15 protein-coding genes are annotated in these 21,625 nt (G+C 51.1%); 5 read left to right on the top strand and 10 right to left on the bottom strand.

The window, feature by feature from the left end:
- Window positions 1–41 precede the first annotated feature (41 nt).
- From D4L85_RS27655 to D4L85_RS27640, 5 genes are all read right to left on the bottom strand, one after another.
- The gene (locus D4L85_RS27655; protein ID WP_160144041.1) at window positions 42–7,508 is read right to left on the bottom strand and encodes a S8 family serine peptidase; all 7,467 of its coding nucleotides are present in this window, start codon (window positions 7,506–7,508) and stop codon (window positions 42–44) included.
- Between the two features lie 69 nt (window positions 7,509–7,577).
- Window positions 7,578–7,748 carry a hypothetical protein gene (locus D4L85_RS34550; RefSeq protein ID WP_160144040.1) on the bottom strand — a complete coding sequence of 57 codons (171 nt, stop codon included), beginning with the start codon at window positions 7,746–7,748 and terminating at the stop codon, window positions 7,578–7,580.
- A 161-nt stretch (window positions 7,749–7,909) separates the two neighbouring features.
- Complete coding sequence (locus D4L85_RS27650; RefSeq protein WP_119757344.1) at window positions 7,910–9,553, bottom strand: tetratricopeptide repeat protein; 1,644 nt, start codon at window positions 9,551–9,553, stop codon at window positions 7,910–7,912.
- Between the two features lie 221 nt (window positions 9,554–9,774).
- Window positions 9,775–10,785 (bottom strand): hypothetical protein, encoded by a 1,011-nt coding sequence (locus D4L85_RS27645; protein WP_119757343.1) that lies wholly within the window; start codon window positions 10,783–10,785, stop codon window positions 9,775–9,777.
- Complete coding sequence (locus D4L85_RS27640) at window positions 10,785–11,789, bottom strand: hypothetical protein (RefSeq protein WP_119757342.1); 1,005 nt, start codon at window positions 11,787–11,789, stop codon at window positions 10,785–10,787. The genes D4L85_RS27645 and D4L85_RS27640 overlap by 1 nt, the downstream gene beginning before the upstream one ends.
- Before the next feature lie 339 nt (window positions 11,790–12,128).
- Between D4L85_RS27640 and D4L85_RS27635 the strand changes: the two genes are divergently transcribed.
- Both D4L85_RS27635 and D4L85_RS27630 read left to right on the top strand, forming a co-directional pair.
- Complete coding sequence (locus D4L85_RS27635; RefSeq protein ID WP_119757341.1) at window positions 12,129–13,076, top strand: Kelch repeat-containing protein; 948 nt, start codon at window positions 12,129–12,131, stop codon at window positions 13,074–13,076.
- A 242-nt stretch (window positions 13,077–13,318) separates the two neighbouring features.
- Window positions 13,319–14,086 (top strand): DUF2490 domain-containing protein, encoded by a 768-nt coding sequence (locus tag D4L85_RS27630; RefSeq protein ID WP_160144039.1) that lies wholly within the window; start codon window positions 13,319–13,321, stop codon window positions 14,084–14,086.
- Between the two features lie 28 nt (window positions 14,087–14,114).
- On the opposite strand, the gene D4L85_RS27625 is transcribed toward D4L85_RS27630, so the two are convergent.
- Window positions 14,115–14,852: an SDR family NAD(P)-dependent oxidoreductase gene (locus tag D4L85_RS27625; protein ID WP_119757339.1), complete on the bottom strand. Its 738-nt coding sequence runs from the start codon at window positions 14,850–14,852 to the stop codon at window positions 14,115–14,117.
- Between the two features lie 618 nt (window positions 14,853–15,470).
- On the opposite strand from D4L85_RS27625, the gene D4L85_RS27615 reads away from it, so the two are divergent.
- Window positions 15,471–16,061 carry a porin family protein gene (locus D4L85_RS27615; RefSeq protein ID WP_119757337.1) on the top strand — a complete coding sequence of 197 codons (591 nt, stop codon included), beginning with the start codon at window positions 15,471–15,473 and terminating at the stop codon, window positions 16,059–16,061.
- Window positions 16,062–16,201: 140 nt separating this feature from the next.
- On the opposite strand, the gene D4L85_RS27610 is transcribed toward D4L85_RS27615, so the two are convergent.
- Window positions 16,202–16,972 (bottom strand): carbonic anhydrase family protein, encoded by a 771-nt coding sequence (locus D4L85_RS27610; RefSeq protein ID WP_119758971.1) that lies wholly within the window; start codon window positions 16,970–16,972, stop codon window positions 16,202–16,204.
- A gap of 117 nt (window positions 16,973–17,089) precedes the next feature.
- Entirely contained in the window at window positions 17,090–18,055 is a 966-nt protein-coding gene (locus D4L85_RS27605; RefSeq protein WP_119757336.1) for a LysR family transcriptional regulator, read from the bottom strand.
- 118 nt (window positions 18,056–18,173) lie between these two features.
- On the opposite strand from D4L85_RS27605, the gene D4L85_RS27600 reads away from it, so the two are divergent.
- Window positions 18,174–18,590: an OsmC family protein gene (locus D4L85_RS27600; RefSeq protein ID WP_119757335.1), complete on the top strand. Its 417-nt coding sequence runs from the start codon at window positions 18,174–18,176 to the stop codon at window positions 18,588–18,590.
- A gap of 65 nt (window positions 18,591–18,655) precedes the next feature.
- Here D4L85_RS27600 and D4L85_RS27595 read toward each other — a convergent pair whose 3' ends face one another.
- Together D4L85_RS27595 and D4L85_RS27590 are read right to left on the bottom strand one after the other, a co-directional pair.
- Window positions 18,656–19,432, bottom strand: a complete 777-nt coding sequence (locus tag D4L85_RS27595) for a LytR/AlgR family response regulator transcription factor (protein ID WP_119757334.1) — start codon at window positions 19,430–19,432, stop codon at window positions 18,656–18,658.
- Window positions 19,389–20,462 (bottom strand): sensor histidine kinase, encoded by a 1,074-nt coding sequence (locus D4L85_RS27590; RefSeq protein ID WP_119757333.1) that lies wholly within the window; start codon window positions 20,460–20,462, stop codon window positions 19,389–19,391. Before D4L85_RS27590 ends, D4L85_RS27595 begins: the two co-directional genes overlap by 44 nt.
- 441 nt (window positions 20,463–20,903) lie before the next feature.
- On the opposite strand from D4L85_RS27590, the gene D4L85_RS27585 reads away from it, so the two are divergent.
- On the top strand, window positions 20,904–21,605 hold the full coding sequence (locus D4L85_RS27585) for a suppressor of fused domain protein (protein ID WP_119757332.1): 702 nt from the start codon (window positions 20,904–20,906) through the stop codon (window positions 21,603–21,605).
- The last annotated feature ends 20 nt before the right edge of the window (window positions 21,606–21,625 follow it).

Here is a 21,625-nt window from a genome sequence, read left to right as displayed (position 1 = left end):
AAGCGCCGGCCGGGTAGGTGGGGTTTAGGCTCCGGTTTGGTTTAATCTTTAATAAGCTTCACTACGCCGTGTTTGTCTTTGGCGGTCACGCGCAACAAGTAAAATCCTTTTTGCAGCGACGACACATCCAGCAACAGACCGTCTGCAACAGCTTCGGTTTGTTTTAGCAGGAAGAGCTTTCCGCTCGCATCCATCACTTCCAGCACCAGATTGCCATGCCATTCGCTGCTCAGCAATACGTGGGCTGTGTGTTGCACGGGGTTGGGATACACCTTCAGGCCCTGGTTCACCGGTTGCTCCAGGCCCAGGATGTTGTTCACCGTCACGGTGAGCGTGTCTTTCAACACGGCACCGTTGCTGTCGGTGATGGCAAAGGCGAGTTTGGTTTCGCCAACGGCCATGGGCTTCACAATAAATTTGTCGTCGGCAGCAAACACGTTGGCGATGGCCTCATCGCCGGTCGACACGGTGAACGTGAGCGCGTCGCCATCGGGATCGGTAAAGAAGGTGGCCAGGTTTTGTTCGTCGAACGCGCCCTTGCCGTTGTAGCTCAGGTCGTGTGTGGTGCCGGCAAACTTCGGTGCGCGGTTGGTGTTATCCACCATGACATTGACCGTCACTGTGCGGCTGGCGCCAAATTCGTCTTTGGCTTCGAACACAAATTCATGCGTGCCGGCATCGGTGTAGTCCGGTTTGTATTGAAGGGTCAATACATTGTCCGTGATCGAATAGGTCAGTCTCGGGTAAGTAGCGCCGGCCGTTACGGTAAACGTGTTGTTCTCGGGATCCTTCACTGACAGCGTCATGTCCAGTGTCTCCATTTCGGCAATGGACGTGATTACCGTTGGCAAGCCGGTAAAGAGCGGTGCCTGATTCATGTGCAATTGCAAGGGAACGGTGACCAGGGATTTATACGGATCGTTGGAACGCACCACGAGGTCTGCTTTCTGATCGCCTTCCACGGCGGGCCCGCCAATAAACTTCAGGTTCACGGGGTGGCTATTGTCTGCCGCCAGGGTGCCCGACGTTTCATTTTCGATAAATACCCAGGCCGACGACTCATAGGTGGTTTCGGCCGCACGCACTAACCATCCAAAATCATGGAAGTCGGCATAGGGATAGGTTTGAACGTCGGCCCAGATGCCTTCGCTCAAAAACATAAAGCGGTTTTCCGACGTTTCCGAGTTCTTCACATAGCCTTGCGGATGTTGCAATTCCATCGGGAACGTCAGCAGCACATAGAAGTCTTCGTTGGGAAGGATCCGCTGCGCTTTGTCGAGGGCAATGGTGATCCATTGGCCGGCGCCCGGAGGCGGTGCGTTGAAGGTGGTGCTCATCTTCAGCAAGGAGACCGCGTTCACCACGGTAGTGCCACCTGCACGGATCTCTACCTCGATCGTGCCGGTCGTCAGTTCCGTGGGACGGAAATAGGTTTGCACGTGGGTGAGGTTAAAGCCTTTGTCGCCGCCATTAAAGCGTGTCGAAGACGTGAATTCCTCCGCGCCGCTAAACCCGAGATAGCCATCGGCTTTTTCGGCTTCCTCATATTTGAGAACGCGGTTAAAGTCTCCGGGCTCATCCAACGGTGTAACCTCCGACGGTGCGCTTTCCTTCGACAACACGGCAGCTTTTGCACTTAACGTTATCGTCTCGTTGGTTGCCGTTGCCGCGGTTTGTGGCGCGCGTTTGTAGTCGATGCTCAGTTCATATTTCAGATCCGATTTTCCGCCCGGGTTGCCGAGGGTGACGGTGCGCTCCACGGTCTCTGTAGGCAAGTTGAATGAAACTTTCACGGGTGCCTTGTTGAGATCCAGCACGGGGGGAAGGATCACCGTTCCCGTCACCGGAATTTTATAGACGTCGGTTTCTGTGGTGATCACCACATTGTCGGCGAGGGTTGCCACGGTGCCATCGGGAGCGATGTCAACGCGCAGATGCGCAGTTTGCTCAGGCAACAGAATAGGCAAGGTATTCAGCCATTCAATCGGCGTCCACTCGGGGCCCCACATACCGTTCACGAGCACTTCCAGTGCCATGGTGCCGTCGCCGCTTTCCAGGGCGAGGCCAGTCAGGATTAGGTTGGCCGTGCCGGTGTTGCTCACGGTGAATTCTTTTTGATAACCCATCGGGCCGGTCGATCCGTCGCCGTAGGTGGTGGTGTAGGCCATCACTTCGCCGAAGTCGATTACTTCATCGGCAACGAATGTGGCTTGCCCCAGCACGGTAAGGGTCACGGGCTTGTCCAGGCTCTCGCGATTTGGCGCGTTGGAGTTGATGTGCAGGGAAGTCTTGTATTCGCCGGCATACAAATTGGTGGCGTCCAGCGTCAGCGTGCCGCTCAGCGTTTTGCCCGCGGGGAGCGTGCGCTTCGTAGCGGGAGTCAACACATACGCCAGGCCTTCCTCGGGGATCTCCAGGTTGTGATAGGCGGAGACCTCGACGCCTTCGGTGCCGGTTTTGTTCTCTACACCCACCACACCGAATTGCGATACCAGCTCGGGCTGACCGGTGTTGTGGTATTGATATTTGATGCTTCCGTTCTTGTACAAGATTGCTTGCACGGAAATAGGATCGCCCATGCCGAAAGCATTCACCATGCGCTCGAAGGAGATGATGATCTTATCGTCATACACTTTGTAGAAAATGCCCGACGTTTCCGGATTATAATACGTGTCGAAGCCACCGGGTACCCAGAGGGGAGCAATAATGTTGTTTGGCGCGTCAGCCGTGGGCAGGCTCTGCGACCAGAATGCCCAGGGTTGATCAGCGTCAAAGCTGATGACACCGTTCACGCCGATATAAAGCGACGTATAGTCCACGCCATAGAATTTGAAAGACCAACCCAGATCAACCTTGGTCCAGTATTTCGATTCATCGTCCGGGTCCATGGCTTCGTTCGGGTCAATGAACTCACCTTTTCCAACGAGGTCGACCCATTGGTATGCAGGGCCGGTGTCGTCTTTCGAGCTTCTCCACGTATAGGTATTGTCGGGGATGCTCAGGGTCGTCACGGCAACATCGGCGATGTCGGTGATGGCCCATTCCGAACCGCTCACGGCCAGTTCAAGTGCCGCGGCGCCGGTGTTTTTGATGGAGAACGGAAGTGTTTTTGTTTCCCCATGGGTCAGCGTTTCGTCAACGGCCGTAAGATCTACCGTGATCGCCGGCGCGGCAACAACACTGCCCGTAACGGAAACCAGGCTCTTGCTGCCATCGGCATAGGTAATGATCACCTTATCCGTTAGTGAACTGCGAAGCGTTCCCGTGGGAATCGTCACGGTATAGACGGTCGCATGTTTCGGGGTCAAGGTTATTGCGGATGCACCCGTCAGCGTGTACCGGCCGAGTTGCGTGGCGGCATTGGTGATCTGCAGGTCGGCCGTGCCGTCGTTGCGTACCACAAACTGCTGCGATTTGATCGCTCCTGCAAAGACGCTGCCAAACGCAATCGATGTGGTGGACAGCGTGGGTTTTGCTTTGCCTCCCGAGGTGATGTTCAGCTTCACGTTGGCCGTCACGGCGCTGTTGAATGGATCGTTATTGATGAAGGTAACGTTCTTGTCGATGGCACCTTCATAGAGGTCTTTGGTATCCAACGTAAGGACCACATCTTGCGACTGACCGGGCATGACGATGCCCGAGCCATTTTCGACACTGGAAATAATGCTGGGTCCGGGATAATCCAAACCGAACGCCATGCCGTCCTGCCACGTAAAGTTGGTCTCCCAGTCGACGAACAAAATGCCGTCTTCTTTCGCACGGTCTTCCACAAGCGCGGTGGTGGGGCGCATGTAGTCGGGATCGTCGCTCACGTCGTTGTAGTACATCCGGATGTTGCCGTTGTCAAACAACACGATCTGGAACGTCAAAGGCGGATACATCTCGCCTTCGTTCACGTGATCATATTGCACGATGAGACGGTCGGACTGCTTTTGAAAAAATATCTTTCCGGAATTCTGATACGTGAAATGCAGGCCGGTGGCGCAAATCATGCCAATGGGGCCATACGAATCGCGCAGGCGCGGCGTATTCACGACGTTCACCGTGTTGTCCAAGGTGATCATACCCATAGAGGTGATGTACACCTTGTTGGTCTTCTCAGCATAGAACGGGAAATCGAAATCCAGTCCCACTTCATAGTGTTGGTTATAGATGCTCTTGAAATAGGACGAGATCTCCGTACCCGTGGCCGAAATATCCGTCCAGGTATAGGCGATGGGATTCGGATCGTTCACACTGTTGTGCTTCGCGTAGCCGTAGGTATGATAGGCGTCGGGCCAGTTAGCACCCACGCCTTTGCTATCAAATCCAGGAATGAAATATTTCAACGCGAACTTGCCGGTGTTCTCCACATTCACGGTGGCTTTCGCTTGGTCGCCAAGTGCGAGGTTGTCGATCGTCTGGGTAACGGGAGTGATCTTGATCTTGCTCGCTTCCGTGCCCACACCAAACAATACGACCGTATAGGCGAAGTCGCCCGAGGTCAGGTTGAGCGTGGCATTCACGTTGCCCGGTCCCGTCGGTGTGAAGCGGATCAACAGATCGACTTGGTCGCGTGCAGCAATTTGCCACGGCGCGCCGCCCACGATCTCGAATTGTGGATCAGACAAGGTTGCGGTTGGTCCTTCAAAGTTGCCATAGCCGGCGTTGCTGATGGTCAGCGTCAATTCTTTCGTCTTGCCATAGAACACGCTTCCAAAGTCAAGCACATCGGTCGATTGCAGCACCGGTGCCTGTCCGGTAACCGTGAGGTCGACCGGGATGCGCAGCTCTTTTGTTTTGCTGTCGTTGGATTGGAGAATGACGTTGGCGGTGTAGCTGCCGTTCATCAGTTTCGATCCATCGGCCGTCAGCAATACGTCGGAAGACGTGTGGCCTTCCAATTCGCCTTCGGCGGGTTCAAGGGTTAAGTATTTGCCCAGGTCTTCGCTATAGGAGGTGGCCACCGTCGCCCACACATAGCGCTCGTCGTGCAAGGTCTGGGGCAGTGATGCCCAGGTTGCGCCCAGGTCAAAGGAGATCAAACAATTGGCAGCGTACAAAGTGTTCTGCGCTTCGGCCAGACCCAACGGGTAAAGAATGCCCGAGGGTACATGAAAAGCGATCCAGAACGTTTCGCCTTTTTCGAAGAAGATCTGCTCCGTGAGTTGGATCACTTGATTGTAGTCATATTCCGAAGGGGGCACGTTGTATTCCTGCGCCAGCACCAGGTTCTTTTTTGTCGGCGATTCGCCTTTGTAGATCTCGATGATGATCGGACCATTCTTGGAATTTTGCCGCAGCCACATCTGCACGTGGGTCAGGTTGAACCCGGCATCGTCCGTCGCCTGGAATTTCGTGGCTGCCGAATTGGTCAGCGTCGTGTCGGTCTCGCCGATCATGTAGATGGGCCAGCCCCAACCGTAGTTGATCTCGGCACCTTCAAAGGCCATCGTCGAAACTTTGTTCCGCTGGGCCGATGTGTTATGGGCTGCGCGACGGACCAGTGTGGCCGAGCTGGCCGCTTTTACTTTCGAGACCACGGGATAATTCAAACCGGTGGCAAGAAAGGTGGTGTTATGTTCTTTGCTCCGCGTGATGCCCGACCAACGCAGAAAACCTTCGCCGTTGTTAAAAAGCTGAAGTCCATGCGTCGCTGTCGCGCCCGTGCTGGCGTCGATGGAAAGGCTGATCGCCTTGCTATTGTCGTCAACGGCGATGGTAGGCCCATCGTTGGTGGTACTTGTCGCGACGTTCGAAAGGGCAGAGGCATTGCCCCAACGGTCGATGGCAACCACGGCGAAGTAGTAGGTAGTCAGACCGGTTAGGTCTGTGACTTCCAACGTCACCGGTTCGCCCACAGCATGTTTGCTGTTCATCGAAACCTTGTCGGCCTGGCTTAGGTTGCCCGAAATGAACGGAGTAGTCTGATAGTAGACCGTGTAGCTCACGGGCCGTCCATCGTCTTCGTCGGCCGGAACAGACCACGAAAGAATGGCCGACTCCTGGGACATCGAGGCGATCTTCAAGTCGCCAATTGCTGCCGGGGCGATCTTGGCGTCGTTTTGTATGATCAGCTTTGCGTCGGTAAGCCCTGCACCAAGCAGCCCCGCGAAATCGGGATTGTAGCTGTCGATGTCTACCACGCCGGTCACGATCTTGTTGCGCAGCTCCCCGGGTGTCATCTGGTGCGTGCGGTTGGCCAGCGCCAGGGCGGCGATACCCGACACGTGCGGACAAGCCATCGAAGTGCCTTGCAGATAGCCGACCTTGTTGTTGGGCAGCGTACTCAAGACACCGCTCGTCCCACCGAGATCGGTGTTACCACCGGTGGACGTAACATCCGTCCAAGTTCCGTAGTTGGAATAGTAAGCACGCTTAAAATCGGGACCGATGGAATTCACGGCCAGCGTGCTGGGATGATAAGCAGGATAAAAAGGTTGATCGGTGTTGCTATTGCCTGAAGCAAAGATCACGATGCCCCCTTTCATCGGGCTGCCCGGATAGTTACCGGCTTCCGCGATAAAATAATCAATGGCATCAAGCACCGACTGGTCGTATGAATCCGGGTTGGTATAACCCCAGCTGTTTTGCGAGATCACCGCGCCATTGGAAGCAGCATATACATAGGAGCTCTCAAAGCTGCCACCGCCTAAGGTTTGCAGTGACATGACCAGCGCGCCGTCTTTATTTCCTGTTCCACCGGCCACGCCGGAAACCGCGAAGCCGTTGTTGTTCACCGCCGCGATCGTACCGGCCACGTGCGTGCCGTGGAGTTGTGCATCGATCTGGCCCGTGTTGGTGTCAAAGTTCCAGCCGTGGACGTCGTCGATGTATCCGTTGCCATCATCGTCCACGTTGGGTGCACCATTGGCTTCGGCGATGTTGGTCCAGATGTTGTCTGCCAAATCTTTGTGCGCAATGTCGACGCCCTGGTCGTGAATGGACACGATCACGTCGCGTTTGCCGGCCGTGACCTTCCACGCTTCAAACAGGTTCACATCACAACCCACGCTATACCCGCCTTGGCCTGTATTGTGATAATGCCACTGCGAGGGCAGGTAAGGATCGTTAAACGGCATGGCTTCCATCGGGGCCACCGGGTTGCCTTTCGCTTCCTGCACCTGGAAAGGACTCACCACTTTTTGATGGTCCACTTCCGCCAGCGCGACACCGCTCACCTTTTTGTAGATGGACACGGCGTCCTTGGGATCGGATTTTTCGTCGATCTCCACCACATACCACAGGTCCAGCCCGTGTTTGTGCAGCTTTGCTTCGATCTTTGCATTGTAGGGAAACAACCGGTACATATTCTTTGCGCCGGTGCGTTGTGCCGCGACGTCAAGCGGTTGAATGCCTGTGCTCAGGGTGGTGCCCGGCCGCAGGCGCGACTGGCTTAGGGTGGAGGCCATCTCGGGGGTGAGCTTGACCTTCACCATGCCCTGGCGGATACTTTGCTGGTACACCTGCGACCACCCTGCGGTAGTACAGAACAGGAGCATTCCCAACAGGAGAATCCTTCTCTTCATGGTTCGTAAATAATTCGTCATAGGTTTAGGTTAGGAGTTTAGGTTAATGAGTTATAGGTTAATGAGTCTCTAGCGTTTCTTTTTGTCCCCGCCGGTGAGCCGGTCCATGGCGTTCATGATCTTGGTGAGCGCGTCCTGCTGCAGCTTGCGCTGTTTGATGAGGTTTTGGATCATCTCTTCGTCCGAGCCCGGGGTGGGATTGGGCTCTTCGGGGATTTTGGTCTTGCTCCGTTTGGTCATCGGTCCGGGGGCGTTGGTTTAGGTAGGAGCAAGTACGAACAACCGTTTCAAAAGAAAATGAAGACCAATCGCTACAAAATCACTACAGGCGGGCTTTTTTCATCCTAACAAAATCACTACAACATCGAAATCAGGAAAATTTTGAGGGTAGGCGCAGGAGGTCACCCGGCCTTGTCGATCTGGGACAGGAAGGTCACCAAGTTGTGTTCGGTGCCCGTCAGGTTCAGTTTTTTGCGCAACCGCGTGCGGGCCACGTCGATGGATTTGGCGTTCTGGTGGGTGATGGAGGAGATCTCCTTGGTGGTCATGTTCAGTTTCAGAAAGGCGCAAAGGCGCACTTCGTGGGGGGTGAGGTCGGGAAATTTTTCGTGCAGGCTTTTGTAGAAATGCTCGTGCACCTGCTGGAACCGCACTTCAAACTCCTGCCACAGTTCGGGCTGCAGGTTTGACTGCAGGTCGAGCACCACCTTTTGCAACGGCCCCTGCAATTCCGGGCCTACCTGCTGCTTGATGTCCAACACCTTTTCGGAGATGGTGTTGATCAGCTCGTTCTTGTTGAGCAGGTACATAATGTTCGTGGCCAGTTCTTTGTCTTTCAGCACCAGGTCGTTTTGCAGGTTGATCTTCTCCAGCTTCAGGTGCGCCTGCTCCAGTTCCGAGCGCCGGGTTTTGTTGCGTTGCAACACAAAGAGCAGCGACACGATTACCAGCAGCAACACCAGTACGGCAGCGCCCGACCAAAAATAAAGCTCCTTCTCTTTTTGCTCTGCCTGCAACTGACTTTGCTTGCGATCGAACTCAAACTGCATTTCCAACTGCGCGATCTTGCGCGTGCTTTGCTCATTGAAGAGGCTGTCGCTCATGCGGCTGCTCAGCTCCAACGCTTCCAATGCTTCTTTGTAACGGTTCTGGTCTTTATACAAACTATACAGCAGTCCCGATGCCGAGCTCACCGTCTGCCATGCCGAAATACGTTGACCTATGGAGATGGCGTCCTTCAAATACCGTTCGGCAATGACATCGTCGTTCATGTGGTCGAGATAAAAATTTCCCAGGTTGTGGCTGGAGCGTGCCATGCCCAGCAGGTCGTGGTTTGCTTTTCGAACCTCGAGGGCCTCGTTGTAGCGTTGAAAGGCGAGCTTGTTGTCGCCTTGATCGCGTGCCTGTGTGCCCTGGTTGTTCAGCACGTCGGCCATGATCTCATAGTCTTTTATTTCCCGGGCCAACGCCAGCGCTTCATCATAATAGCGTGTGGCCTTGTCATAGTCTTTGGTCTCATCGTAGACGATGCCGATGTTGTTCAGCAGGTTTGCTTTGCGCAACGTCCGTTTGCTGTTGTTTGCCACATGCATGGCGGCATAGTGATCGAGTGCCCGCAGGTAGTATTTCAGGGCATTGGTGTGGTCGCGTTGATAATAATAAATGCTACCGGTGTTGCCATCGGCCACGGCTTGCCAGTAGCGGTCGCCCATTTTCTCTGCCAGTTGGATCACCGTTTGGTAGGTCTCCAGCGCCCGCGAATAATTTCCCAGGTGCAAAAACGTCTTGGCCAGAGAGGAGTATGCACTCACCAGCGATGAATCGGAGTTCAGTTTCTTTGCTAATTGAATCGATTCTTCCGCGTATTCGAGGGCCTGGAGGGGATCGGAATTGTAGAGTTTGTCCGCTAGGGCGGTGGTGATCTTCAAGCGATCTGTGTCGGTGACGGCGTTTTGTAAAGCTCGGCGCAGGCTGTCAGCAGGGGAGGTGGCCCAGGCGGTGAAGGCCATCCAGAGGAGGAGAAAGACGCAAGCCGGGCGCAACATGGAGGGTCGAGTGAGGTTTAGTGGGGTCAATTTGCGAAAATATTTTAAACCGCAAAGGCGCAAAGGGCGCAAAGTTGATGCAATGGATTTTTTTTACAGCCCTTCGCCCGCATTCGGACATGCCGTGCGTCAATGTTGTAATACACCCGAAAGAATAAAAGCAGTCTTGCGACTGCTTTGTGAAAATCGATTGTGTTGTTAAGGGCGCGTTGCCTTAAAGATCAACTTCCTTCCTGGTCATTCCTGATCACGTGATAGATCCAGTAGGCCTCGAAGGTGGGCATGCCGTTGGAACTCTTGTTGTCGCTCACCTTGCGCTCTTTCGAGACGATGTACCGGTCGGTATAATAAAACTCTTGTGTCTCGCCGTTTGCCGAAGAGGCCTTTTTCTTGAAACCGTTTTTGGTCAGGTTTCTTTCGAAGTCGGTATCGGACGCTGCTGTCATCATGTTGAACTCCTCCACATACGCCAGTTCGCTGTTGTCTTCAAAAAGCTTGATGGCGATCTTCCGTTTTTCGTTCGCGAAAAAATAGCCACTGGCTTCGCCTGTCCATTCGTAGTTGATCGAGTTCAAATATTGGACCATGGAGTCCCGCGGTACGCTGCCCTCCAGGATGGCCGTAAGGTGACCGATCGTGAGAGTGTCTGAAGGGACATTGACAAATGCTTTTAGCGCACTCACATCCGTCACCACCTTGGCCAACGCCGGGTGTTGTTTGGAATAGACCACGTCGACGATGGCACCTTCATACAGATCGTTGAAATCGGACCCGCTCACACTTTCTTCAAACTTATGTTGACGGTCCAGGCTGTCCACATACATCACGTCGATGCTATACGTAGTGTTGCTTTGGAAGCGCCGGGTGGTGGTGGTGGCTTTGCCGCCAACGATTTTGCCTTTGGTGAGCTTGCCATACGCTGCCAACTCGTCTTCCTTTCGCGACGATTGGTGAAAGACCAGCACAAACACCAGCACAAAAGCCGGCAACACGGCAAAGGGCGAAAGTTTGCGCAGGGCCGGAACCTCTTCGCCGGGTTCAGGTTTTGAGGTCAGATCGTAGAGCGATTGGAAATCGCCGAGGGCCAGAAACAGCGCTCCAAAAAACAAGAAGCCTGCCGCAAAGCTGTAAAACATATCGTGACGTTCGTAAACATCAACGGGAATGATCGCATAGAACGTTACGGGTATAAGAACGCTCAGCGATGTGAAAATGATCCTGCCTAAGCTCATTATCTGGAGGGGTTAAGACTGACACTGGAACCGTATATATGGAAGTCGAATTTCACCGAATCGGCATTGGTGGTTTTGAAGTTCACGTTGGCAGATAACTTAGGCTCTTCGCCGGTATAGGTTCCGGTGAGGACGATATATTCCCTCGCCTTCACCTCCTGCGGAAACGCGACATCATCCAGGAAGGCAACGTTTGTCGAGTTCACTTTGATGCCTTGATAGATCCCGCGTTCGCCGATGTTTTGCATCACCGCCAAAAATTTTCCTTCCTGGTAAGCCGAGCTCACCGTTTTGAGCACGGGGTTCGGGAATTCCTGCAACTCGTTGAGCACGGCTTTTCCTTTGCCGGGAATGATCTCGAAGCCTTCACCATTCGCAGCCGAAAATGTTTTCAGCATGTCGGCCTTCTTCACCCGCACGGTGTCGGAGCGATGCAAGGTGTCGGAAGCAAACAATTCCAACGTCTTCAATTCGTAGTTGTCGTATTTGAAATCCTGGTCGTTCCGGTATAAAAAGAGAATGGAGTTCTGGTCGCTGCCGAGCACTTTAAGATAAAAGGGATTGCTGCCCGGATTCTCGCGCATGTCGTAGTATTGGAAGGTCTGCGGTGAAGCAACGGCGTTGGCGTAGCGGGCTTTTTTCTCGGCTTCGTAACGCTCATAGTTTCGTTGTGATTGATAGCGATCGACTTTTTCGTAAACAAAAAAGAGAATCCCGCCGCCCAGGGCCAGAAAGAACAAGGCAAACGTATACCACGGCGTTTTCTCCTGGATGGGCAACGCGTTCAAAACGTTCTCCAGCTCGGCCGTGGGTTGATACAAATTGCCGTCGCCGGCTTTTCGCAGCGCCCATATTTTTCCGATCCCGAAAAAGGGGATCCAGAAAAGATGAAAATACCGCTGCCGGCGTTCGATGGTGTATTGCTTGTCAAGTTCGGGGGGCAAACCCAACTGCGAAGGCTTGCAAGAATTGAGCAAGAAGGAGTTGTGACCAAAAACGATCATGTGATTTTAGATTAAAGCATAACAAAAATAGACGACAGCCTTGGGCGCCGTCCGGCGAAATGTCGCATAGACATGCGGTTGTAAGATTTGAGAAAAAAATGATGGAATGTGCTGTTTTTGATTGAACCATGGCCACCGGGATCGTCGAAACCTGAAAAAAGGTTATCCCCGGTAGCAGGGGGTGGGTTCAATTCGGTGCTCGGGCTTTGTTATTTGTGCCCAATTCATACTCGATCGCGATGAAACACCGACGCCCATCGAGGCCTGTCCCGCGTAGGAATTTTCGAAGAACTATAGAAAATCAAGATTCGCTGCCTACTTTAGTATAAACCCGGCCCTATGAAAAAGTACTATGCCCTCGTTGTTATCGCCCTTTCGTTCGTTCTTTTCAATTGTGGAGATTCGGACGACACCCCGCCACGTGACAAAAAAGGCACCTGGAAACGGCTCAATGATTTCCCGGGAGAAGCGCGTAACGGGAGCTTCTCGTTTGTCATCAATGGAAAAGGCTACATCGGCATGGGCACTACCGACTCAAATCCCTTTCCTGCTGACGTCTGGGAATACGATCCCGAAAAAGATTCCTGGATACAGAAAAAAGATTTTCCCTACGGCGGACCAGCAGTAGCTGCGGTCACCATCAACAACAAGGGCTACATGATGACCTATTCCAGCGCAGTCTTTGAATACGACGCGCAAGCCGATTCGTGGGAGTATAAGTCAAGTTTGTCCACCAACGTCAGACCGAACATCGCAGCTTTCGCGGTAGGAGGAAAGGGCTATTTTGGCACGGGAAGCAGCTACGACCCCGAAAACCACAACGTACTCAAAAAGGACCTGTGGATGTTCGATCCAGTCAACAATTCATGGACTCCAAAAGCTGACTTTCCCGGTGACGCCCGGATCGCCGCCATTGCCATGAACATCGGAGAAAAAGGGTATATGGGCGTGGGCTTTTCGGGCCAGGGCGCACCACCTTATCTAACTGATTTTTATGAATACGATCCTGCTCGCGACAAATGGACACAGAAAAAGGATTTCCCCAACGCGCAGGCAGCCCCGTCTTACCTGTTCTCTAATTCCACGACGGGTTATGTAGGCGCCGCGGTCAACTCGGGAGCTGCACTTTTTAAATACGATCCGTCGGCAGACGAGTGGAACACCGATAGCGTCTTTCCATCCCCAAACTACATGTATCCCGCTACCTTCACGATAGGCTCCAGGATATTTATGGTTGGCGGTTTCTTCACGGTGAAGAGTAAGGAAGTGTGGGAATTTATCCCGTAGACAAGCGATTGACCTTACAAGCGACGCAACGGCTTGACGCGAAAGCGCTTTGAAACAGTCGAGGAAAATAGTAAAAAATTTTCAGCTTTTGGATGAACGACGATACCTGCCCCAGCGAGGGACGAGGAAAGACCATGTTGCCATAGCGCTTTGTTAATCGTCTCTAAAACCATTACTTTGGCGACCACAAACAGGCTTGACATTCCGTGACCACCACCTCGCGAGTGACAACACTCGTTCTTTTGACCCTCTGTATCGCCACAGGCTATTCGCAAACCATCTATCACCACAATGTCTTTTGGGGAAGGATCGCGCTGGGCGATAAGATCACCGATCGCCTGAGAACCGAAGTATGGCTCCAGCACCGCAGCCAGAGCGCAGATGAGTCGTCGAATATTTTTCAGGCACCGCAATACAACAGCTACTGGCTTTGGTTCAACTACCGGGTCAGCGATAACCTGAAAGTATCCCTTTCGCCGTTCGGCTATTTCGAAACGTATACGCTCTATACCAAGCCCTCCGATTTGGAGCGCCCGCCGGTAAAAGAATTCCGCTACACGGTGCGCCTCGAGCACGAACAGAAATTCCGCTTCTTTAATTACAGCAACCGCTACTCCATGGAATATCGCGTGCGCGATCTCACCAACACCGGAGATTACCAGCCCAACTGGCGTTTCCGCTATATGGCCCGCCTGGAGAAACCCATCAAAGCCTCCTGGCTCAAAGGCAAAAATCTAAGCCTCATTGTGTATGACGAGGTGATGTTGCAATTCGGCAAGGCCGTGCGTCACAACCCCAATGTCTTTGACCAGAACCGCCTCTACGCCGGGTTCAGCTACGGGATCACCAAAAACATCAAGATCACACCCGCCTATCTGTTCGTGATCCAGCAACGCAATTCCGGTAATGAGTTCGACTACGTCAACACCCTGTTCGTCGTGCTCTCCTTCGACAATTTGATCAGCCAATTCAGAAAGCAAGAACAGCATCCGAAATCGCCGCAGGGTTAAAGTAGGGATCTTTGGCTCTTCGGGTTTTTCAATAGACAATTTCGAGCGGAATCGTTCGACCGGAGATCCACGAAGCCGCCTCCGTGGACAAATAAAGACTCAAATACCCAACATCATCCGGTGTTCCAATGCGGGGCACAGGAGACCTGTCGTTTAAATAAGGAACATGACCGGAAACCTGCTGCTGCTTCCATTCCAGGGAAATCGCATTGCATGTGATGCCCGAAGTAAAAGTCTCCTTTGCCAGTTGCCCCACGAATCCAATCGCTCCCGATTTCCCGGCGGCATAAAGCGAGCCTCCCGTTTCGAAACCCGTCAGGCTGGAAGCGACGGTGATAATCCGGCCCCACTGTTTGCTGGACATAGGTCCCAGCACGGCTTGACAACAATTTAAAAATCCAGAGAGATTGACTTCGATCACCTTTGACCAGTGATCTTCCCTTATCGATGAGAACGAAGTCATGGCCGACAACTCCTGGGGGCCAACGGTGCCGGCGTTGTTGATCAGAATATCGATATCACCGGTTTTTTCGGTGACCTCCCTTAAGGAGGTTGTTACAGCATCATGATCGGTGATATCAAATGCTGTTGAGATACCGATGCCACCGGCTCTGAAGACGGCTTCGCATACCCGGTCAGCTTTCTTTTTGTTCACATCGCTGGCAATGATCGTTGCCCCGTGTTTTGCCAATATCCGGGCAATGCCCGACCCGACGTTTTGGCCGGCTCCCGTAATCAATACCACTTTATCAGAGAGGTCAAACATGGTTTATAGTTTAGAAATTTGGAAGTGATAATCCGAATCGCTGTCTGCGCTACACTGGAAGGCGCTTTCTTTTCTTTTCGCGTTATCAAATTTTCGACTGATCTTAATTTTTGATCAAAGCTCATCGAAGGGAGCCACAGGAGGGAGATCTTTTGATCCGAACCGGACAATTGACTTGCTGAAACGGGCGTAAAATGATTGAGTATCTAGAGGTATTTCCAATGACAATTATCGAAACAGAAAGCCATGCATAAAGGCATTCAAGGTCCCAGACTTTTAGAGGTCGAATCCGGTAGTCTTTCTAAGAGAATCTGAAGCGCAACGGATTGAATACGCTTCCTTTAGCATTTCTCAAAACACACTTGCTAAACGTCCCTATCATCACAGGTAATACGGACAGCATACGCGATAAAAGGTTCATCAAAACAGGCATCTCCAACCATTCCTTTTCAAATCCGGATTTTCCGGTTACACGCTGATTTTGTCCGTTTCGGTTATTCTTCACTTCCCGATCGTTCCCAAAGCGCCCAACTTTGACCCCGGCAAGCAACGGATGGCTTGTCTGAAACGGATCAACGACACTTAACCATTTTATCACATAACCTTTAAAAAATCAACATGAAAAAACTCATCATCTTTTCTATTATCCTGGTTTCTTCTGTCAATTGTTTCAGTCAGAGTTTTACGAAGAATCTTTTTAAGCGCTTGAGCTTTGGGGTCAAGGCCGGAGCAAACTACAGCAATTTCACAAACGCTGATTTTGAAACCGACGGCTTGGTGGGATTCCACGCAGGCGGCCTGGTCAACTTTAAATTGAACGAACACCTGTCGATCGAGGAAGAGTTCTTGTTTTCGTTACAGGGGGCAAAATTGAAAGGAGTCAATGATAACGAGAGTATAAAACTGTATTACATGACTGTGCCGATACTTTTGAAATATCGTACGAATTCCGGGATCTATTTTGAAGCCGGTCCACAGGTAGGTGCGCTCATGAAAGAAGATCTTGACAAGACGTTGGTAGACGGTCAGTTTGCAAAGAAACTGGACTTCGGCGTAGCGGCAGGGTTGGGTTTTCAGGCGAGGAATGGCTTGGGCATCGGGGCGAGGTATGTCGCGGGGCTATCGGGCGTCGGCGACTTTCAGTCGACGGTCGTAAAAACCGATTTCAAGAATAGCACAGTGCAGGCAAGCGTATTTTATGTATTCTGATGGATTCAACGCTGGATGAACCAATAAGGTAAGCGAGTTGGGATAAGTCCTAGCGGAATCACACAGTTCAATCAAAAAAAAGGAGGGTGTCCCAAAAGGCACCCTCTTCTTTTTACAACAAGCGGAGAAAGTTTTGCGGGTTACTCCATGAAAGTTACTGCGCCGGTCTGAATATTGTAGTACGCTCCTACGATCTTGATCTCTCCTTTATCCGCCATTTCTTTTAAGATCGGGCTCTTGTCTTTAATATTCTTTATCGTATGGATGACATTATTTTTCAGAACGTAGTTTACAAACGCCTCATTCTTTGAAGATTTTTCACCCGAAAAGTCTTGGGAGGCAATGACCGCCGGCCTGATGTTTGCCAGCATCGAAGTTATATTCCCCAGCTTCACATCGTCAATAGCCGACTTGATGGCGCCACAGGATTCGTGTCCTAAAACAAGAATGAGCTTGGCGCCGGAGACCTTGCAGCCAAATTCCATACTACCCAACAGATCGGTGTTCACAAAATTGCCGGCTACTCTTCCGACAAAAAGATCACCGATACCCTTGTCAAAGACGTCCTCTACAGGTATCCTGCTGTCGATGCAGGAAAGAATTACAGCTTTGGGAAATTGTCCTTGGGCCGCATCCCGTACCATGGCAGAATGATCCCTGGCGGTGACATTGCTGGTTACAAAACGTTCGTTGCCTTCCTTCAAACTTTTAATAACATCATCGGGGGTTAAAGCCGCCTGCTCTTCCGCTGTTAAAACCCGTTCTTTTCGGGGTGCAGGAATGGCGGTAGTTTGCGTAGAGTCGTTTGCTCCGGCATTGTTGTTTTTATCGGCTGAACCACTATTGCAGGAAAAAAGCATGGAGGCCATGACCACGGCAGCCGTGCAGATCGAAAGAAAATTACTTTTCATTGTTTTGGTTTGAGAATAATAGTCACAAAGATTGAAATTCATGGTCACAGATACAACCCTCTCACTATCCTTGTGAAAAATGTACTGTAAATAAGAAGCCATTGAAACGGATCTCGTCTAGTGCCTTTCCAGAATCTTCATGAAATAAGGCGAGTCATTCCATTTGATCCGTTTGTATTTCCGATTTTCCTTCAAGGCCTCGGGTAAACAATTCCAGATCACCTCGCTCATTTTCTCCAGCAAGAGTTTGCGCGTAAACGAATCACTCACCACCAGGCTGATCTCCCGGACAGGCACAGGCTCTTTGAAGGTCTTGCAAAAGCCTTCCTGCAATTCATGCCGCACCGACAACCAGGGCACAATAGCAAAACCCAGTGAAGCGCGGACCAGGTTCTTTAACGTCTCGATCGAATTGATCTCGTACAATGACTGCTCCTGCACCTTCTTCTTTCCCCGGCTGCAGATGTCGAGGAGTTGTGCATTAAAACAATATTCTTCCTGAAGAAGGAGTAACTCTAATTTATCCTGTTCGCGCAGGTGATAACTTTTCTCTTTCAACCCGGGGTGTTGCGGGTAGAGGTAGGCGACAAACGGCTCCTGGAACAAAGGAAATTCCTTGAGGTTCGCATTGCCCGTTGGCGTGGACATGATCGCCACATCGATCCGGCCGGTTTCCAGGCTTTGCATGAGCTCGTAGGTGGAGGCCTCCCGGATGGCAAACTTCATTTTGGGCATAGCCCGCTCCAACTGGCGAATAAACAGCGGCACCAGATAAGGCGATAGGGTTGGGATGATGCCCACGTTGAGTGTGCCCTGCAGGTCATTCTTTTTGTTGACCACCAGGTTCTGAATGCTATCAATTTCCCGCAGCACTTTTTTCGCCTTCTCGATGATCTCTTCCCCGGTAGGAGTAGGGGTGAGGGGCACGCGCGACCGGTCGAAGATCTTTACCCCGATCTCCGTTTCGAGATTCTTCAACTGGATGGTCAATCCCGGCTGGGTGACGGCACACAGTTCGGCCGCCCGCGCAAAGTGCCTTTCCTGGTCCAACGTGACAATGTATCGAAGTTGCTGCAAGGTCATGTCTTATAAATTTTATTTATGATACCATAAAATTATTAATTTGATTTATCATGCGCAAGCCGCCACCTTTGAGCCATCAACGACGTAAAACATCACAAAACAAAAAACTAAAATCCTTATGAAATTTACACGCAAAGCTCAAGCACAATGGCAAGGTACTGGCAAAGACGGTCTGGGAAGTCTGACCACCGATAGCACCGTATTGAACAAAGCGCAATACTCCTACAAGACCCGGTTCGAAAATGGTGTAGGCACCAATCCTGAAGAATTGATCGGGGCAGCCCACGCCGGATGTTTCACCATGCAACTGAGCTTTCTCCTGGACGCCGCCGGCTTCAAAGCCACGCAACTGGATACTGAAGCACAAGTAGTATTCGAAGACGGAAGCATCACCCAGATCAATCTAAAACTGACCGGCAAAGTAGATAAGATCGACGCTGCCACGTTCGAGGAAATTGCACAAAACGCAAAACGCATTTGCCCGATCTCAAAAGCGCTGAATGCGATGATCACATTATCTGTCGAATTGAAATAACGAATAATCGTTGTCTCGTGAAGAAGCCGCTTTCGTATCGGAAGCGGCTTCTTTATCGTGATGTGCTAAGACCGGGTGTTGTCGCCGGAGAGCCATTTCAGGAAGTGGGGAGTCTTCTCCTTGCTGACGGTGACGCTTTCTTTCAGCGGAACAGACACGTTCACCCAAAGCTTTCGTCCCAAGTGATTGGATACGTCAAGGATCGCCTCGCGGTTGACCAGGATCTGGCGGTTGGCACGATAGAAATTCCTTCCGGCGACCTTCTCCAACTCTTCCAGGGTTTTGCCGGGGAAGTAGACTTTGCGGTCGAACGTGACCAGGTGAACCACGTCGCCCTCCAGGTAGAACACAGCGGTGTCCTGGAGTTTGATGGGAAGGATCTTTTCCTTGTAGTGCACCAGGATCGCGGAAGTGTTTTCCATGGCCCGCGTCTCGAACAACTTCATGATCTTTTCCAACGGCAGCGCCTCAGGTCCCTTCGTGGATTTTGTGATCCTATAAAACTTCTCCAGCGCCGCAGCCACCGAAGCCGAAGTGAACGGCTTCAATAGGTAGTCGATGCCGTTTGCGCCAAAGGCCGTGAGCGCATATTCGTCATAGGCCGTACAGAAAATGACCGGCACGCTGATCTTCGTGGCTTTGAAGATCTCAAAACTCAGCCCGTCGCCCAACTGGATGTCGCTGAAGATCAGGTCGGGTTCTTCATGCTTTTGGAAATACCGGACGGCATCCTTCACCGAAAGCAGTTTTGCCGAGATCTCTATGCCCGTGTCGAACTGCTGGATGGTCTCGGCAAGATCATCCGCGGTGAGCCGCTCGTCCTCTATGATTACTACCTTCATCGTCTAATAGTTTTATCCTTACCGCAAAACACGTTTCGGTTTGCGTAATATGAATCTCATCTCCGCTCAACAGCCTGTAGCGCTCCGCCAGATTGGGCAAGCCCTGCCCCGTGGACGGTTCGGTGAACCGACGGGGCTGAAGATTGTTGATGACCTTGATATGATCTCCCTCCACCACGACCTGTATGTTCAACGGCGATTCTTCCGTAAGATCATTGTGTTTGATGGCATTCTCCAGCAAGGCCTGCAGTGAAAAATGCGGAACAAATTTTTGTTGTGTGACGGCTAAAGGTAAATCGGCCTGGTAGGTCAGCGCTTTTCCAAAACGCACACGCTGCATTTCGATATAATCCCAGCAAAGCTGAAGCTCGTCCTCAAGCCTGACGATCCGGGCGGCAGGATTGGAAAGCGATGCCCTTAGAAAGTTGGCCAAATGCACCAAGTAAGTTTCCCCTTGTTTGATATCCTGTTTGTACAAGGTTTTAACCGTATTCAAAACATTGAAAAGAAAATGCGGGTGGATCTGTTGTTTCAATACCTGGTTTGCCGTCTCACTGATGATGGCTTTTAATTCCAGGTTCTCAAACTCGGACTGGATCTTGGCTTGTTGGAGAAAATTATAATTGTAAAGCAGGATGACAAACGTATTCATCAACCAACTGGAGAGAACAATGACGGCCATAAAAGAACGATCCGTCCAATGATGCCCTTCATCGCTCACGACGGGCTCAAAGAGGATCCAAATGAACAAATAAATAAAAGGACTGATGGAATAGGAGATCAGATAACGCAGTTTTCTTTGCCTGGGGCTCAACCTCACATACGCATCGCCGGCCGGCTTGAAACCCAAAATATAAATATCGCCGATGCCGATCGCCAGCATGATGATGGCCCCCATCACCGAAACAAACAAGGCTCGCACGATCTCCACTTTGGCTATGAGCAGGAAAACAAGACACACCGAGCAGATCACCCCCGTGGCCAGCAGGTTTATCCGGATCAAACTTTTAAACGTCGGCTGATGTCCCATCTTTCCCGTAGTTGAATGACTGTCGCGCCGTTGAAAGATACCCTTTTTCCAATACCCTTCTTACAGCGAAAGGTTCAAAAATGCCAGCAAACGATCGCGAACGAAAAGGCTTAATACCCCAAACGGACAAATTCGCAGTTGAAGCATCTTAATTCCATAGCCCAGAAACTACTGCCGCCGTTGCTAGTGTCCTTTACCAGCAACATGCCGCCGTTGTTGGTGTTCTTCACCAACAACATTTTGGGGACGCTCCTCCCTATAATGTGCGCCCTTGTCGGCATTTCTCCTACAGCAATGCATTCCCACGCATCGCTTGTTGGTGAAGAACACCAACAAGGGCTTGGGGGCTTGGGGCTATGATTCGAGGTGGTGAACCATTTTGTCACGTGCGTTTCTGATTTTCCGGTTTAGGCGCTACTTTAGGAGCGGCAACTAGCATATATGGATTTTCGAGAAAAGGAACAGTTTATTGACCACTACGAATTGGTTGACAAACATATTGATACCTATTTTAAAGGAGCTGACATTCATGTTTTTCATGAAATCCCAACGTTGGACATCCATTTAGACGTCTATCATATCAGACCTGAAAACGCTCCATTTGAACTACTGCTGACATCGGGTATGAGTTCCATTTCAATGAATGTAAGTGAGATAGCTAAAAATTCCGACGCATACCGATTTGCCGAATTAATGACGTTAATCCCAAAAGGAGTCGATTTTGGGAAAATGTATCCCAGTAATACAAAGTATGATTGGATCATGTCCATGATAAAGCAGTCGGCAAAATTTCCGCACTTCTATGATACCTGGATTGGTACCGGTCACTCCATACAGGCTGAAGAAAATATGGACCCTTATTCCAAGGATACAAAGTATTGTGGTTGCCTGGTTTTACCGACCATGACGTTTCCTGAAGACTTTCAAAAAATAGAATCGCCCTATGGGGTAATCAATATTTACGGGCTGTTCCCTTTGTATAAAGAGGAACTTGAATTTAAAATTCAAAATGGCTACAATGAATTCATTCAGTTTCTAATTAAAAACAATACCGAAGAGATAATTGATTTTAACCGGGTTAACTATTGTAAAAAGGATTCGGGTTTTGATAAACTAAAACGTTGGACAAAGGGACGCTCTTAGAATGTTTTAGTAAACTATGA

Origin of the sequence: Chryseolinea soli (assembly GCF_003589925.1) — a bacterium.
GTDB lineage: Bacteria > Bacteroidota > Bacteroidia > Cytophagales > Cyclobacteriaceae > Chryseolinea > Chryseolinea soli.
The sequence above is the reverse complement of the archived record's forward strand: the minus strand, read 5'-3'. Positions and strand labels throughout refer to the sequence as shown.